The sequence below is a fragment of the Pseudomonas sp. PDM22 genome (genome assembly GCF_014851965.1).
Classification (GTDB): Bacteria; Pseudomonadota; Gammaproteobacteria; order Pseudomonadales; family Pseudomonadaceae; genus Pseudomonas.
The window spans coordinates 100514-114044 of the sequence record NZ_JACVAR010000001.1 but is presented as its reverse complement, the minus strand read 5'-3'; the positions used below and the strand labels follow the sequence as shown (position 1 = coordinate 114044).

Annotated in this window: 11 protein-coding genes; 6 read left to right on the top strand and 5 right to left on the bottom strand. The window is 64.8% G+C overall.

Annotated elements, in window-relative coordinates; genetic code table 11:
• Nucleotides 1-16: 16 nt before the first annotated feature.
• Nucleotides 17-889 (bottom strand): DUF1353 domain-containing protein, encoded by an 873-nt coding sequence (locus tag IB255_RS00540; protein WP_081519399.1) that lies wholly within the window; start codon nt 887-889, stop codon nt 17-19.
• A gap of 305 nt (nt 890-1194) precedes the next feature.
• Here IB255_RS00540 and IB255_RS00535 point away from each other — a divergent pair, with 305 nt between their 5' ends.
• Nucleotides 1195-6057 carry an NAD-glutamate dehydrogenase gene (locus IB255_RS00535; RefSeq protein WP_081519400.1) on the top strand — a complete coding sequence of 1621 codons (4863 nt, stop codon included), beginning with the start codon at nt 1195-1197 and terminating at the stop codon, nt 6055-6057.
• A gap of 397 nt (nt 6058-6454) precedes the next feature.
• Here the strand turns inward: IB255_RS00535 and IB255_RS00530 are convergent, their stop codons facing one another.
• Nucleotides 6455-6670, bottom strand: coding sequence for a hypothetical protein (locus IB255_RS00530; RefSeq protein ID WP_081519401.1), 216 nt, complete (start codon nt 6668-6670; stop codon nt 6455-6457).
• Nucleotides 6671-6869: 199 nt separating this feature from the next.
• Between IB255_RS00530 and IB255_RS00525 the strand changes: the two genes are divergently transcribed.
• A complete protein-coding gene (locus IB255_RS00525; RefSeq protein WP_081519402.1) occupies nt 6870-7400 on the top strand; it encodes a hypothetical protein in 531 nt (176 codons plus the stop codon).
• Here the strand turns inward: IB255_RS00525 and IB255_RS00520 are convergent.
• Nucleotides 7391-7603: a DNA-binding protein gene (locus IB255_RS00520; protein WP_081519403.1), complete on the bottom strand. Its 213-nt coding sequence runs from the start codon at nt 7601-7603 to the stop codon at nt 7391-7393. The genes IB255_RS00525 and IB255_RS00520 overlap by 10 nt on opposite strands.
• 121 nt (nt 7604-7724) lie before the next feature.
• Between IB255_RS00520 and IB255_RS00515 the strand changes: the two genes are divergently transcribed.
• The gene (locus IB255_RS00515) at nt 7725-8138 is read left to right on the top strand and encodes a helix-turn-helix domain-containing protein (protein WP_225594633.1); all 414 of its coding nucleotides are present in this window, start codon (nt 7725-7727) and stop codon (nt 8136-8138) included.
• Between the two features lie 9 nt (nt 8139-8147).
• On the opposite strand, the gene IB255_RS00510 is transcribed toward IB255_RS00515, so the two are convergent.
• On the bottom strand, nt 8148-9029 hold the full coding sequence (locus tag IB255_RS00510; RefSeq protein ID WP_081519404.1) for a DUF6685 family protein: 882 nt from the start codon (nt 9027-9029) through the stop codon (nt 8148-8150).
• A gap of 149 nt (nt 9030-9178) precedes the next feature.
• Between IB255_RS00510 and IB255_RS00505 the strand changes: the two genes are divergently transcribed.
• Nucleotides 9179-9400, top strand: a complete 222-nt coding sequence (locus tag IB255_RS00505) for a DUF2835 domain-containing protein (protein WP_081519405.1) — start codon at nt 9179-9181, stop codon at nt 9398-9400.
• A gap of 53 nt (nt 9401-9453) precedes the next feature.
• Complete coding sequence (locus tag IB255_RS00500; RefSeq protein WP_081519406.1) at nt 9454-10479, top strand: quinone-dependent dihydroorotate dehydrogenase; 1026 nt, start codon at nt 9454-9456, stop codon at nt 10477-10479.
• A gap of 103 nt (nt 10480-10582) precedes the next feature.
• Here IB255_RS00500 and rmf read toward each other — a convergent pair whose 3' ends face one another.
• Nucleotides 10583-10801: a ribosome modulation factor gene (gene rmf / locus IB255_RS00495; RefSeq protein ID WP_081519407.1), complete on the bottom strand. Its 219-nt coding sequence runs from the start codon at nt 10799-10801 to the stop codon at nt 10583-10585.
• A 480-nt stretch (nt 10802-11281) separates the two neighbouring features.
• Here rmf and rlmKL point away from each other — a divergent pair, with 480 nt between their 5' ends.
• On the top strand, nt 11282-13465 hold the full coding sequence (gene rlmKL / locus IB255_RS00490) for a bifunctional 23S rRNA (guanine(2069)-N(7))-methyltransferase RlmK/23S rRNA (guanine(2445)-N(2))-methyltransferase RlmL (protein ID WP_081519408.1): 2184 nt from the start codon (nt 11282-11284) through the stop codon (nt 13463-13465).
• Nucleotides 13466-13531 lie beyond the last annotated feature (66 nt).

Genomic DNA, 13531 nt, shown 5'->3' with positions numbered 1-13531 from the left:
TTTACTGCATCGGCCGTCACTCTTGCAGCGCTGCGCTTCGAGCCTTGTGCGGCGCTAGTGGTTCCCGATGGACTTCGAGGCCGGGCAGTGGGGTCAGGCAGCGCAGCGAGGTATTGGGGTTGCGCTGGCGGCGCATGTCGCGCGCGCCGCCATGGACCACCGCGAAGCGGTAGACCCAGGCCGCCAGGCGCGGCATGCCGGCGCGCAACAGCATGCGGTGGAACAGCTCGTCCGCCTCGGCCTTGGTCACCGGGGCAACGTTGAGGAACTGGTACAGCGCGTCATGCACCAGGCTGGCGTGGTGCGCAACCGGCCAGAACATCACGCGCTCCTTCTGCTGGCCATGGCGCAGGCACTGCACGCTTTCCAGGTGTTCCCACCAGTCCGGCGTACCGAGCGTGGCGACCCAGAAGAACGGCACCTTCGGCGAGCAGCCGTCCCAGGCGTAGGTGCGGGTGCAGCCGAAGTCGTAGCCCACGGTACCGGCAGCGAGGTCCACGCTGGCGGGGCCTGGGTTGATGATGATGCGGCCGTCGTGAACCACCAGCCACTCGCTATAGAAGAAACGGCCGTCGAAGACCGGGTCCTCGCAGACCAGCGGGAAGTCGATGTAGTTGATCCACGGGCCGTTGCGGTCGCGGCTGCAGAAGCCCCACTCGCGCACCGAGCGCTCGCGCGCAGCTTCGACACGGCGCAGGCGTTCGGCGCGGCCGACGATGCGCGGCAGCAGTACGCCGAGATAGACCGGGACGGCGCCGATCAGTAGCGGCCGCACGGCCTCGTCAAGGAACAGCCAGGCCAGCACCAGCAGCGCCACGCCCAGCAGGGTGACCAGCAGGTTGTCCAGGTGGCGCAGCAATGGGCGGTGCAGGGGCGGGTGGCGTTGCATGGCGTCCGTTCCAGGGCAGGAATCGCCATGATAGCGCTTTGATATTTCCTGCGGCAGATGCGGAACGATCGTACTGCGAAATCGGTCGTCTCTGCGTGGACATGGCGCCTGCATGCCGTTGACCGAATATGTCGCAGCCCCGTAAGCCAGCGCCGGGTGACTCCCGATAAGCTCGGTGGGATCGGTGACCGCCCGGTCGGGGCTGTCAATCGAGGGTCACACTGCCCGTCTATACCTGTGGCCCGACACAAGACGATATGCGTTCTACGCTCAATCCAACAAAACGAGCCCAGCGGAGTAACAACATGGCGTTCTTCACCGCAGCCAGCAAAGCCGACTTCCAGCAACAACTGAAAGCGGCCCTGGCGCAGCACGTCGACGACAAGGGTCTGCCACAAGTGGCCCTGTTCGCCGAGCAGTTCTTCGGCTTCATCTCCCTCGACGAATTGACCCAGCGCAGGTTGTCCGACCTGGTCGGCTGCACCTTGTCTTCCTGGCGCCTGTTGGAACGCTTCGACCCCGCCCAGCCCGAAGTGGCGGTGTACAACCCCGATTACGAAAAGCACGGCTGGCAGTCCACCCACACGGCCGTGCAGGTGCTGCACCCCGACCAGCCGTTCCTGGTCGACTCGGTGCGCATGGAGCTGAACCGCCGCGGCTACAGCATCCACACCCTGCAGACCAACGTGCTCAGCGTGCGTCGCAACGCCAAGGGCGAGCTGCTGGAAATCCTGCCGAAGAACAGCACCGGCAAGGACGTGCACCAGGAATCGCTGATGTACCTGGAGATCGATCGTGTCTCCCAGGCCGGCGAACTGCGCACCCTGGAGAAGGCCCTGCTGGACGTGCTCGGCGAAGTCCGCCTGGCCGTCGCCGACTTCCCGGCCATGCGCACCAAGGCCGAAGAGCTGCTGGCCTGGCTGGGCAAATCCAAGGCAAAGGCCCGCGCGGAAGAAACCGCCGAGGTGCGCGCCTTCCTCGAATGGCTGCTGGACAACCACTTCACCTTCCTCGGCTATGAAGAATTCACCGTGCAGGAAGAGGCCGACGGCGGCCACCTGGTGTACGACGAGAAGGCCTTCCTCGGCCTGACCCGCACCCTGCGCGCCGGCCTGAACAAGGACGACCTGCACATCGAGGATTACGCGGTCGCGTACCTGCGCGAGCCGGTGCTGCTGTCCTTCGCCAAGGCCTCGCAGCCCAGCCGCGTGCACCGTCCGGCCTACCCGGACTACGTTTCGATCCGCGAAATCGATGCCAAGGGCAAGGTCGTCCGCGAGTTCCGCTTCCTCGGCCTGTACACCTCGGCGGTCTACGCCGAGAGCGTGTTCGACATCCCGTTCATCCGTGGCAAGGTCGCTGCGGTGCTGAAGAACTCCGGCTTCGACAGCAAGGCGCACCTGGGCAAGGAGCTGGCGCAGATCCTCGAGGTGCTGCCGCGCGACGACCTGTTCCAGACCCCGGTGGACGAGCTGTACAACACCGCCATGTCCATCGTGCAGATCCAGGAACGCAACAAGATCCGCCTGTTCCTGCGCAAGGACCCGTACGGCCGCTTCGCCTACTGCCTGGCCTATGTGCCGCGCGACATCTATTCCACCGAAACGCGGATGAAGATCCAGCAGGTGCTGATGGAGCGCCTGAAGGCCAGCGACTGCGAGTTCTGGACCTTCTTCTCCGAGTCCACGCTGGCCCGCGTGCAGTTCATCCTGCGCGTCGACCCGAAGAACCGCATCGACGTCGACGCCGCCCAGCTTGAGCAGGAAGCCATCCAGGCCTGCCGCTCCTGGCAGGACGACTACGCCGCGCTGGTGCTGGAGAACTTCGGCGAAGGGCAGGGCAACAACCTGCTGGAAGATTTCCCGAAAGGGTTCCCGGCGGGCTACCGCGAACGCTTCGCCCCGCACTTCGCGGTGGTGGACCTGCAGCACCTGTCCAGCCTGTCCGAAAGCCGCCCGCTGGTGATGAGCTTCTACCAGCCGCTGGCCCAGGGCGAGCAGCAGCTGCACTGCAAGCTGTACCACGCCGACACGCCGCTGGCGCTGTCCGACGTCCTGCCGATCCTGGAGAACCTCGGCCTGCGCGTGCTCGGGGAGTTCCCTTACCGCCTGCGCCACACCAACGGCCGCGAATACTGGATCCATGACTTCGCCTTCACCTACGCCGAAGGCCTGGACGTCAACATCCAGGAGCTCAACGAGACCCTGCAGGACGCCTTCGTCCACATCGTCAACGGCGATGCCGAGAACGACGCCTTCAACCGCCTGGTGCTGACCGCCGGCCTGCCGTGGCGCGACGTGGCGCTGCTGCGCGCCTACGCCCGCTACCTCAAGCAGATTCGCCTGGGCTTCGATCTGGGCTACATCGCCAGCGCGCTGAACGCCCATGTGGACATCGCCCGCGAACTGGTGCGCCTGTTCAAGACCCGCTTCTACCTGGCCCGCAAGCTCACCGCCGAGGACCTGGAAGACAAGCAGCAAAAGCTGGAGCAGGCCATCCTCACCGCCCTGGACGATGTCCAGGTGCTCAACGAGGACCGCATCCTGCGGCGCTACCTCGACCTGATCAAGGCCACCCTGCGCACCAACTTCTACCAGCCGGACGCGGCCGGGCAGAACAAGAGCTACTTCAGCTTCAAGTTCAACCCCAAGGCCATCCCGGAAATCCCGCGGCCGACGCCGAAGTTCGAAATCTTCGTCTACTGCCCGCGCGTGGAGGGCGTGCACCTGCGCTTCGGTGACGTGGCCCGTGGCGGCCTGCGCTGGTCCGATCGCGAGGAAGACTTCCGCACCGAAGTGCTGGGCCTGGTGAAGGCGCAGCAGGTGAAGAACGCGGTGATCGTGCCCACCGGCGCCAAGGGCGGCTTCATCCCGCGGCGCCTGCCGGTTGGCGGCAGCCGCGATGAAATCCAGGCCGAGGCCATCGCCTGCTACCGCATCTTCATCTCCGGGCTGCTGGACATCACCGACAACATCAAGGAAGGCCAGATCGTGCCGCCGGCCAACGTGGTGCGCCACGACCCGGACGATCCCTACCTGGTGGTGGCGGCGGACAAGGGCACCGCGACCTTCTCCGACATCGCCAACGGCATCTCCGCCGACTACAACTTCTGGCTCGGCGACGCCTTCGCCTCCGGCGGCTCCGCCGGCTACGACCACAAGGGCATGGGCATCACCGCCCGTGGCGGCTGGGTCTCGGTGCAGCGCCACTTCCGCGAGCGCGGCATCGATGTGCAGAAGGACAACGTGACCGTCATCGGTATTGGCGACATGGCCGGCGACGTGTTCGGCAACGGTCTGCTGATGTCGGACAAGCTGCAGATGGTTGCCGCGTTCAACCACATGCACATCTTCCTCGACCCCAACCCGGATGCGGCGGCGAGCTTTGCCGAGCGCCAGCGCCTGTTCAACCTGCCGCGCTCCAGCTGGGCCGACTACGACGCCTCGCTGATCTCCGCCGGTGGCGGCATCTTCCTGCGCAGCGCCAAGAGCATCACCCTGACCCCGGAAGTGCGCGCACGCTTCGACATCGATGCAGAGCGCCTGACCCCGACCGAGCTGATCCACGCGCTGCTCAAGGCGCCGGTGGACCTGCTGTGGAACGGCGGCATCGGCACCTACGTGAAGTCCAGCGATGAAACCCATGCCGACGTCGGCGACAAGGCCAACGACGGCCTGCGCGTGGACGGCCGCGACCTGCGGGTGAAAGTGGTGGGCGAGGGCGGCAACCTCGGCATGACGCAGCTGGCGCGGGTCGAGTTCGGCCTCAATGGCGGCGCCTGCAACACCGACTTTATCGATAACGCCGGTGGTGTGGACTGCTCCGACCACGAGGTGAACATCAAGATCCTGCTCAACGAGGTGGTGACCGCCGGCGACATGACCAGCAAGCAGCGCAACAAGCTGCTGGCGGAAATGACCGACCAGGTGTCCGACCTGGTGCTGGGCAACAACTACAAGCAGACCCAGGCGCTGTCCCTGGCCGAGCGCCGCGCCCGCGAGCGCATCGCCGAGTACAAGCGCCTGATGAGCGACCTGGAAGGCCGCGGCAAGCTGGACCGCGCGCTGGAATTCCTGCCCACCGACGAGGGCCTCGCCGAGCGTATCGCTGCCGGACAGGGTCTGACTCGCGCTGAATTGGCCGTGCTGATTTCCTACAGCAAGATCGATCTGAAGGAACAGCTGCTGGGCTCGCTGGTGCCGGACGACGACTACCTGACCCGCGACATGGAGACGGCCTTCCCGCAGACCCTGGTCGACACCTTCGGCCCGGCCATGCGCAAGCACCGCCTGAAGCGCGAGATCGTCAGCACGCAGATCGCCAACGACCTGATCAACCACATGGGCATCACCTTCGTGCAGCGCCTGAAGGAGTCCACCGGCATGACGCCGGCGAACGTCGCAGGTGCCTACGTGATCGTGCGTGATGTCTTCCATCTGCCGCACTGGTTCCGCCAGATCGAGGCGCTGGATTATCAGGTGCCGGCGGAAGTGCAGCTGACCCTGATGGACGAACTGATGCGCCTGGGCCGCCGCGCGACCCGCTGGTTCCTGCGCAGCCGTCGCAACGAGCAGGACGCCGCCCGCGACGTCGCGCACTTCGGCCCGCGTATCGCCGCCCTGGGCCTGAAACTCAACGAACTGCTCGAAGGCCCGACCCGCGAGCTGTGGCAGGCACGCTACCAGGCTTACGTCGACGCTGGCGTGCCCGAGTTGCTGGCGCGCATGGTCGCCGGTACCAGCCACCTCTACACCCTGCTGCCGATCATCGAAGCGGCGGACGTCACTGGCCGCGACCCGGCCGACGTGGCGCGCGCCTACTTCGCCCTGGGCAGCGAGCTGGAGCTGACCTGGTACCTGCAGCAGATCAGCTCCCTGCCGGTGGAGAACAACTGGCAGGCGCTGGCCCGCGAAGCCTTCCGCGACGACCTGGACTGGCAGCAGCGGGCGATCACCGTCTCCGTGCTGCAGATGCAGGACGGCCCGGCGGAGATCGATGCGCGCGTGGCGCTCTGGCTGGACCAGCACGCCCCGATGGTGGCCCGCTGGCGCGCCATGCTCGTCGAGCTGCGGGCTTCCACCAGCACCGACTACGCCATGTACGCCGTGGCCAACCGCGAGCTGCTCGACCTGGCGCAGAGCAATCAGCAGGGCTCCTGCCCGGTCTGACGCTCAACGCCTTTAAAGCCTTTTCATGCTCCAGCCCCGCCTCGTGCGGGGCTTTTTTTCGGCTATGAGGGGAATCCTGCAGGAGCGGGCCATGCCGTGCCCCGCACCAGTATCACGATGGAGCGCCACCGTAGGATGGCGTGGAGCGTAGCGATACCCATCGATCCGGCGCACCGACAGCATGGGTATCGTCTAGGCTCGACCCATCCTACGAAAGCACCCGCCGGTGGCAGCGGCAGGACGCAGCTTGCTCGCGAACATCAAGGTAAGAGCGTGCCAATCAGTAGGCACGTAGGACTTCAGAACTCCAGAGGAGGAACGCATTCCGCCGCGATGGCTTCGCGGAGAAGCTCCGTTGCTACAGAAACGGAGCGGATAACAGCGACAACCAGCAGGGTCAGCTCCCGCTCCGCCCATCCTCGTGCGGCTCGGTCAGTGCCCGACGGTACTTGGCGTACAGCTCGTCGGACAGGTTGCTGGCACCCAGCATCTTCAGCGCGAAGGACTTCACTTGCTCATCGCTGTAGGGCTCTTGCTGCGGCGCCGGCTGGCTGGCGCAGCCCACCAGCCACAAAGGCAGGGTCATGGAGAGAAGGGCGAGGGCACGGTTCATGGTTTTCACACGCAGGCTGGTTCGGGATGGTTGTCAGGCTATCAACCGCTCGAAGCGAGCAGAAATCATCCCGTTCAATAGTGGGTATCGTTTCTGGCGACTTCGGACGCCTTTTTCTGACAGAAAGTTCCCGGCTGCGGCGTTTTACAGCGAATACGGATATCCTTTCCGGCTGTTCATCTCTCTGCAGGACCTCCCCATGAAAGCGCAACTTGCCGAACTTCTTACGCTGATCAGCTCCGGCTGCCTGGGCGAAGAGGAGATCCAGCAGATCGCCGACGAAGCTTCGCAGGCCTACGCCGATCCGGCGGCCTTCCTCGTCGCCAATCCGGACATCAACTACGACGAGGACTTCCCCATCCCGCTGGGTGAGTGGGTGGTGGTGGGCAGCCTGCCGGAAATCGTGCTGTTCATGGGCGACAGCTTTGAAGAGCTGTTCGGCGAGATCCGCGCTTCCTTCGACCCGAGCGTGAGCTTTGTGCTGCAGGCCAAGCAACTGCGCAAGACCGAGCCGCTGGCCGCGCTGAACCGCATCCAGACCCAGCTCGGCGCGCTTTACCCGGAAAAAGGCGGCTACGTGCTCGTGGACTTCAGCGAGCCGTTGGATACCGAACTGCAGTGCGTGCTGGTCTACCGCAATGACCTGGAGCGCGTCCTGGCACTCTGCGTGGACATCGGCATTCCCGCCGTACCGGCGCTGCAGGCCGCCCAGGAATCGGATCAGGCCTGATCCGGCTGGGTCATCAGCAGCAGGGCGCCCAGGTCGACGAGAACCTGGCCGCCCAGGCGGCGTGTCGGTATCGCCCCCTCATCGATCCAGCCTTGCACAATGGCGGGACGATCTTTGAGACCGACCAGCTCCGCAAAGCGCTGAGGCGTCACGTAATAGCCACCTGCGAGCAGGTCAGGGCTGAATCCGCTTTCATCGTTCATGCTGTGTCCCGCACCATCCCGTCGCTTTGATCCACGGCCTCCGCTACGGCCTGGATCGCGAATTTATCCTAATTGTTAGGGTGTTTTTCCGGGCTTTGGCAGTCTCGGAGATGGATGACGCATGATGAAGAAACGTTTCCTGTTTACTGCGGGAGAAAGACTACGGGCGCTTCGCTCGTTGACCGGGCTGTCGCGCCGCGCCTTCGCCGAGACGGTCGGCATGAAGGCCAAGGATGTGGAGAACATCGAGTACGGCAACCAGCGCATGCGTGACCTGGATTTCCAGAAGGTCTGCAGCGTGTACCCGGACTTCGCCCGCTGGATCACCTATGAAGGGCCGATCGATTCGGACGAGGTGGACTGGAAGGTGGAGGACTCCGCCCAGCGCGCGGCGGTCTACCTGGTGAAGAGCAATCCGCAACTGCTGGCGACCCTGGGGCTCAGCCTGGAAGAGTGGCGAGCCCGGCATCATGAGGTGCTGGAAAGCCTGGACGAGGAAGAGCGCCAGCTCGGTGAAAATACGCTCGAGGAGTGACGCTGCGGGTCAGCCCGCCTTGCCAGCACGGCGCAGGTAGGCGATCACATCCGGCGCGCCGGCCTCCCGCAGTCCCTGGCCGAAGGCATCGGACTGCGGATGGTCCCGAGGCAGCAGCAGGCTCTCCGGGGTTTCCGAGTTGAACAGGCCGAAACGGGCATAGGGCATGCCGGTCTCCAGCAACAGCTCCATGAACGACGCGTCGCTCCAGGCCTTGGCCGGCATGGCCAGCATGTGGAAGTCGCGCTCCAGCTCATCCAGTACCGTGACTTGCAGTTCGAAGCGCTGGATGCTCGCGGGCAGGATGATCTCCAGCCCACGGCGGCGGGCGTAGACCACCGCATTGGCCAGTTCGCAGGGGTGATTGTCGTCGTCCCAGAACAACCGCGCGCCGTGCCAGCCTGCGCTGCGCAATTGCAGAGGTGCCTTGCGCTCGAAGCCGGGCAGGGCCACGCCCAGTACCTTGGTGAAGTCGTTGTAGCTGATGATCCGCACCTTGCGGCACTGCTCGCAGTTGGAAAGCTCTTCGAGCCCCGCCAGGGGGCTGTCGAGCAGGCTGCGGCAGCAGAGACCATCGATGCTTCGAATATCGACGGCGGGATGCTCTTCGCGGTGGCAGGCCATCAGGCGCGTGAGAACGCTATGGATGCGCGCCTTGTCTTCCTGCACCGGCCCGGACAGCGCGCCACGCGGCAGGTCGATCAGCCGGTAGAGCGGCGCGCCGGAATGCCAGCCAAGGCCGGCAGGCCAGTCCGGCAGCGGTTCGAAGGGCAGGGACAGGCTCCGACTGCGTTCGGCTACGTTGCGCCCATCGGCGCTGCCGATGCCCAGGCGCTGGGCGAGGGCGGCCAGCCGGCTGGTCACGCTGCGGGGGCGAGGTGGTTGACTCATGGACGACGCAAGACTCCCGATGGCCGGCTGGTCAGTGCAGGAAGCGCCGGGCCCGATGCGCGGCGAATTGCCCTAAGCATAGAAAACCCTGGCGCTGTTGGGCGCATGCGTTGTGGCAAAATTCTTTCCTTCACTTGCTGGAGGCCTCCATGGCTTGCGTTGTGCTGGATATATCCCTGTCGGCGGACCGGCTGCAAGCGCTCTATCGCGGGCATGCCAATCGGGTCCAGGTGACCGGTCGTGATGGTCGGCGGGTCAATCTGCCGGCGCATCACCTGCGTCCATTCGTCACTCACTCCGGAGTTCACGGCAGCTTCGAGCTGGAATTCGACGATTCCGGGCGGCTGCTGGCGCTGCGTCGCCTCGCGTGAGCGAGGGCGGGCTGGCTATAATAGCGCCCCATTTTGCCGACCGATGCCCGACCATGTACAGCCTGGCCCGCGAGCTCCTGTTCAAGCTCTCCCCGGAAACCTCCCATGAATTGTCCATCGACCTGATCGGCGCGGGTGGCCGTCTGGGCCTCAACGGCCTGTTGACGCAAGCACCCAAAAGCCTGCCAGTAAAGGTCATGGGGCTGGAGTTCGCCAACCCCGTGGGGCTGGCCGCCGGCCTGGACAAGAATGGCGATGCCATCGACGGCTTCGCCCAGCTGGGCTTCGGTTTCGTCGAGATCGGCACCGTCACCCCGCGTCCGCAGCCGGGCAACCCCAAGCCGCGCATCTTCCGCCTGCCGCAAGCTACCGCGATCATCAATCGCATGGGCTTCAACAACCACGGCGTCGATCACCTGATCGAACGGGTCAAGGCGGCCAAGTACAAGGGCGTGCTGGGCATCAATATCGGCAAGAACTTCGACACCCCGGTCGAGCGCGCGGTCGATGACTACCTGATCTGCCTGGACAAGGTCTACGCCCACGCCAGCTATGTCACGGTCAACGTCAGTTCGCCGAATACCCCCGGCCTGCGCAGCCTGCAGTTCGGCGATTCGCTCAAGCAACTGCTCGAAGCGCTGCGCCTGCGCCAGGAAGACCTGGCCGTGCAGCACGGCCGCCGGGTGCCGCTGGCGATCAAGATCGCGCCGGACATGAGTGATGAGGAGACCGCGATGGTCGCCGCTGCGCTGATCGAGTCGGGTATGGACGCGGTGATCGCCACCAACACCACCCTGGGCCGCGAAGGCGTCGAGCACCTGCCGTTCGGCAACGAGGCGGGTGGCCTGTCGGGCGCTCCGGTGCGCGAGAAGAGTACCCATATCGTCAAGGTGCTGGCTGGTGAGCTGGGCGGCCGTCTGCCGATCATCGCCGCCGGCGGCATCACCGAAGGCGCGCATGCGGCGGAGAAGATCGCTGCGGGTGCGAGCCTGGTGCAGATCTATTCGGGGTTCATCTACAAGGGCCCGGCACTGATCCGCGAGGCGGTGGACGCCATTGCGGCGGCCAAGCGGGCGTAAGGACAGGTAGCAGAAATAAGTAGGGCTCCTTTCGGAGCCCTTGGGCTTGCGCCCTTTTCCGCCCGGATGGGGCGGCTTGGGGAAGTCGTGGGTGACCCTGGATTCAGCCTGTTGCGTGCTGCAATTGGTTCACTCGTTGAATACCGGCGGCGCCGGTCAAACCATCCCAGTTGTCGCCGCGGCCCTCACGCCAGCCGTTGAGCCAGGATTGCCGGGTAGTGGGATGGGTAAACGGACAGAGGTCGCGAGATTTTCCAGTAATGCCGTGCTGATAACCACGCAAAAAGGCTCTTTCCAACGGATCACGCTTAAGTCTTCTCATAGGGTGTTGCCCTCACTTGTTGACTGTTATGTCCCGTTGGCCCCCCAGGGAGGCCGGGCGGAATATTCCGCCAATGGGGCGCATTGCCGGCGTGACGCGCCCCGCCCGACACCATTGCGGTGAAGGATTACCCCGAGTTCTATCTAAAGGTTCCGGGGCTGTGAATGACCAATTTGTCATAAGGACGTAACTCTTATGGGTTTGGGCCATAAGGTTCGCCCGGTTTGCAAAATGCCAGTACGGCATAACCCGCCAGGGGCGGGAGCTTGCCGAGGATCAAGAGGAATGTGTGTCTAATTGAGACCACCTCTCGTTCCGACGAGTGGGATGACTTTCTGCGACGCGAGGCCGCAGGCCGGTAGCCGGTCCATCCCTGAAAATGACTACAGGGGTCGCCTGGGTTCACTCGAATGAACCCAAGGTGGCCGACAAGGCCATAAGCGGCTTTGATGAAAGGGCTGCGGCCCGGGAACTATTTGCATGTCGGATTTGCACGATCTCTTCCTCACCTGCCCGAAAGGGCTCGATGGCCTGTTGCTGGAGGAAGCCCAGGCGCTCGGGCTGACCGAGGCGCGCGCCCAGGTTTCGGCCATTCGCGGCAAGGGCGACCTGGAGACGGCCTACCGCCTGTGCCTCTGGTCGCGCCTGGCCAACCGTGTGCTGCTGGTGCTCTCGCGCTTCCCGGTGAGCAACGCCGAAGACCTCTATCTGGGCGTCAACGCCGTATCCTGGAGCGACCACCTGGATGCCGGCGGCAGCCTCGCGGTGGAGTTCAGCGGCAAGGGCTCGGGCATCGACAACACCCACTTCGGCGCGCTGAAGGTGAAAGACGCCATCGTCGACAACCTGCGTGCCGAGTTCGGCAAGCGGCCGACCGTGGACAAGGTCAACCCGGACATCCGCGTGCACCTGCACCTGGATCGCGGCCAGGCCGTGCTGTCGCTGGACCTTTCCGGCCACAGCCTGCACCAGCGTGGCTACCGCCTGCAGCAGGGCGCCGCGCCGCTGAAGGAAAACCTCGCCGCTGCGGTCCTTATCCGCGCCGGTTGGCCGAAGATCGCCGCTGAAGGCGGCGCATTGTCTGACCCGATGTGTGGCGTTGGCACCTTCCTCATCGAAGCCGGCCTGATTGCTGCCGACATAGCGCCAAACCTCAAGCGCGAGCGCTGGGGCTTCAGCAACTGGCTGGGCCATGTGCCGGCGATCTGGAAGAAGCTGATAGAGGAAGCCCAGCAGCGTGCCGAGGCTGGCCTTGCCAGGACGCCGCTGTGGATTCGCGGCTATGAAGCCGACCCGCGCCTGATCCAGCCGGCGCGCAACAACATCGAACGCTCTGGCCTGGCCGAGTGGGTGAAGATCTACCAGGGTGAGCTGGCCACCTTCGAGCCACGCCCGGACAAGGGCCAGAAGGGCCTGATCATCTGCAACCCGCCCTACGGCGAGCGCCTGGGTGATGAAGCGAGCCTGCTGTACCTGTACCAGCATCTGGGCGAGCGTCTGCGCCAGAGCTGCCTGGGCTGGAGCGCCGGCGTGTTCACCGGCGCGCCGGAGCTCGGCAAGCGCATGGGCATCCGCAGCCACAAGCAGTACGCCTTCTTCAACGGCGCTCTGCCGTGCAAGCTGATCATGCTCGAGGTGGAGCCGCGCCAGTTCGTGACCGGCGAGCGTGGCGAACGCAGCGATGCCGCTCCGGCTCAGGGCGCCGCCGTGATCGAACAGGCTCGCCTTAGCGAAGGCGGCCAGATGTTCGCCAACCGCCTGCAGAAGAACGTCAAGGCGCTCGGCAAGTGGGCGCGCAAGGAGAAGATCGAGTGCTACCGGGTGTATGACGCCGACATGCCCGAGTACGCCCTGGCCGTGGACCTCTACCGCGACTGGGCTCACGTGCAGGAATACGCGGCGCCCAAGTCCATCGATCCGGAGAAGGCGCAGATCCGTCTGCTCGACGCGCTCGCTGCGTTGCCGCAGGCGCTGGGCATTCCCACTGAGCGCATCGTGATCAAGCGTCGCGAGCGCCAGACCGGCAAGAAGCAGTACGAACGGCAGAACGCCGAAGGCCGCTTCATGGAAGTCGAAGAGGGCGGCGTGAAACTGCTGGTCAACCTGACCGACTACCTCGACACCGGCCTGTTCCTCGACCACCGGCCGATCCGCCTGCGCATCCAGCGCGAGTCTGCCGGCAAGCGCTTCCTCAACCTGTTCTGCTACACCGCCACGGCCACCGTACATGCCGCCAAGGGCGACGCGCGCAGCACCACCAGCGTCGACCTGTCGAAGACCTACCTGGACTGGGCGCGGCGCAACCTGTCGCTCAACGGCTTCTCCGACAAGCAACGCCTGGTGCAGAGCGACGTCATGGAGTGGCTGCGCGAGGACCGCGGCGAATACGACCTGGTGTTCATCGACCCGCCGACCTTCTCCAACTCCAAGCGCATGGAAGGCGTTTTCGATGTGCAGCGCGACCACGTTGAACTGATCGACCTGGCCATGGCGCGACTGGCCAGGGGCGGGGTGCTGTACTTCTCCAACAACTTCCGCAAGTTCGAACTGGATGAAGGGCTGGCAGCGCGTTACCAGGTCGAGGAAATCAGCGCCCAGACGCTGGACCAGGATTTCGCCCGCAACAGCAAGATCCACCGCGCCTGGCGCATCAGCGTACGTTGAGGCCCGAGCGGCGCGCGGCCTGGGCCGTGCGTCGTGCCAAAGCTGGGCAAATGGCCATCGGCTGCT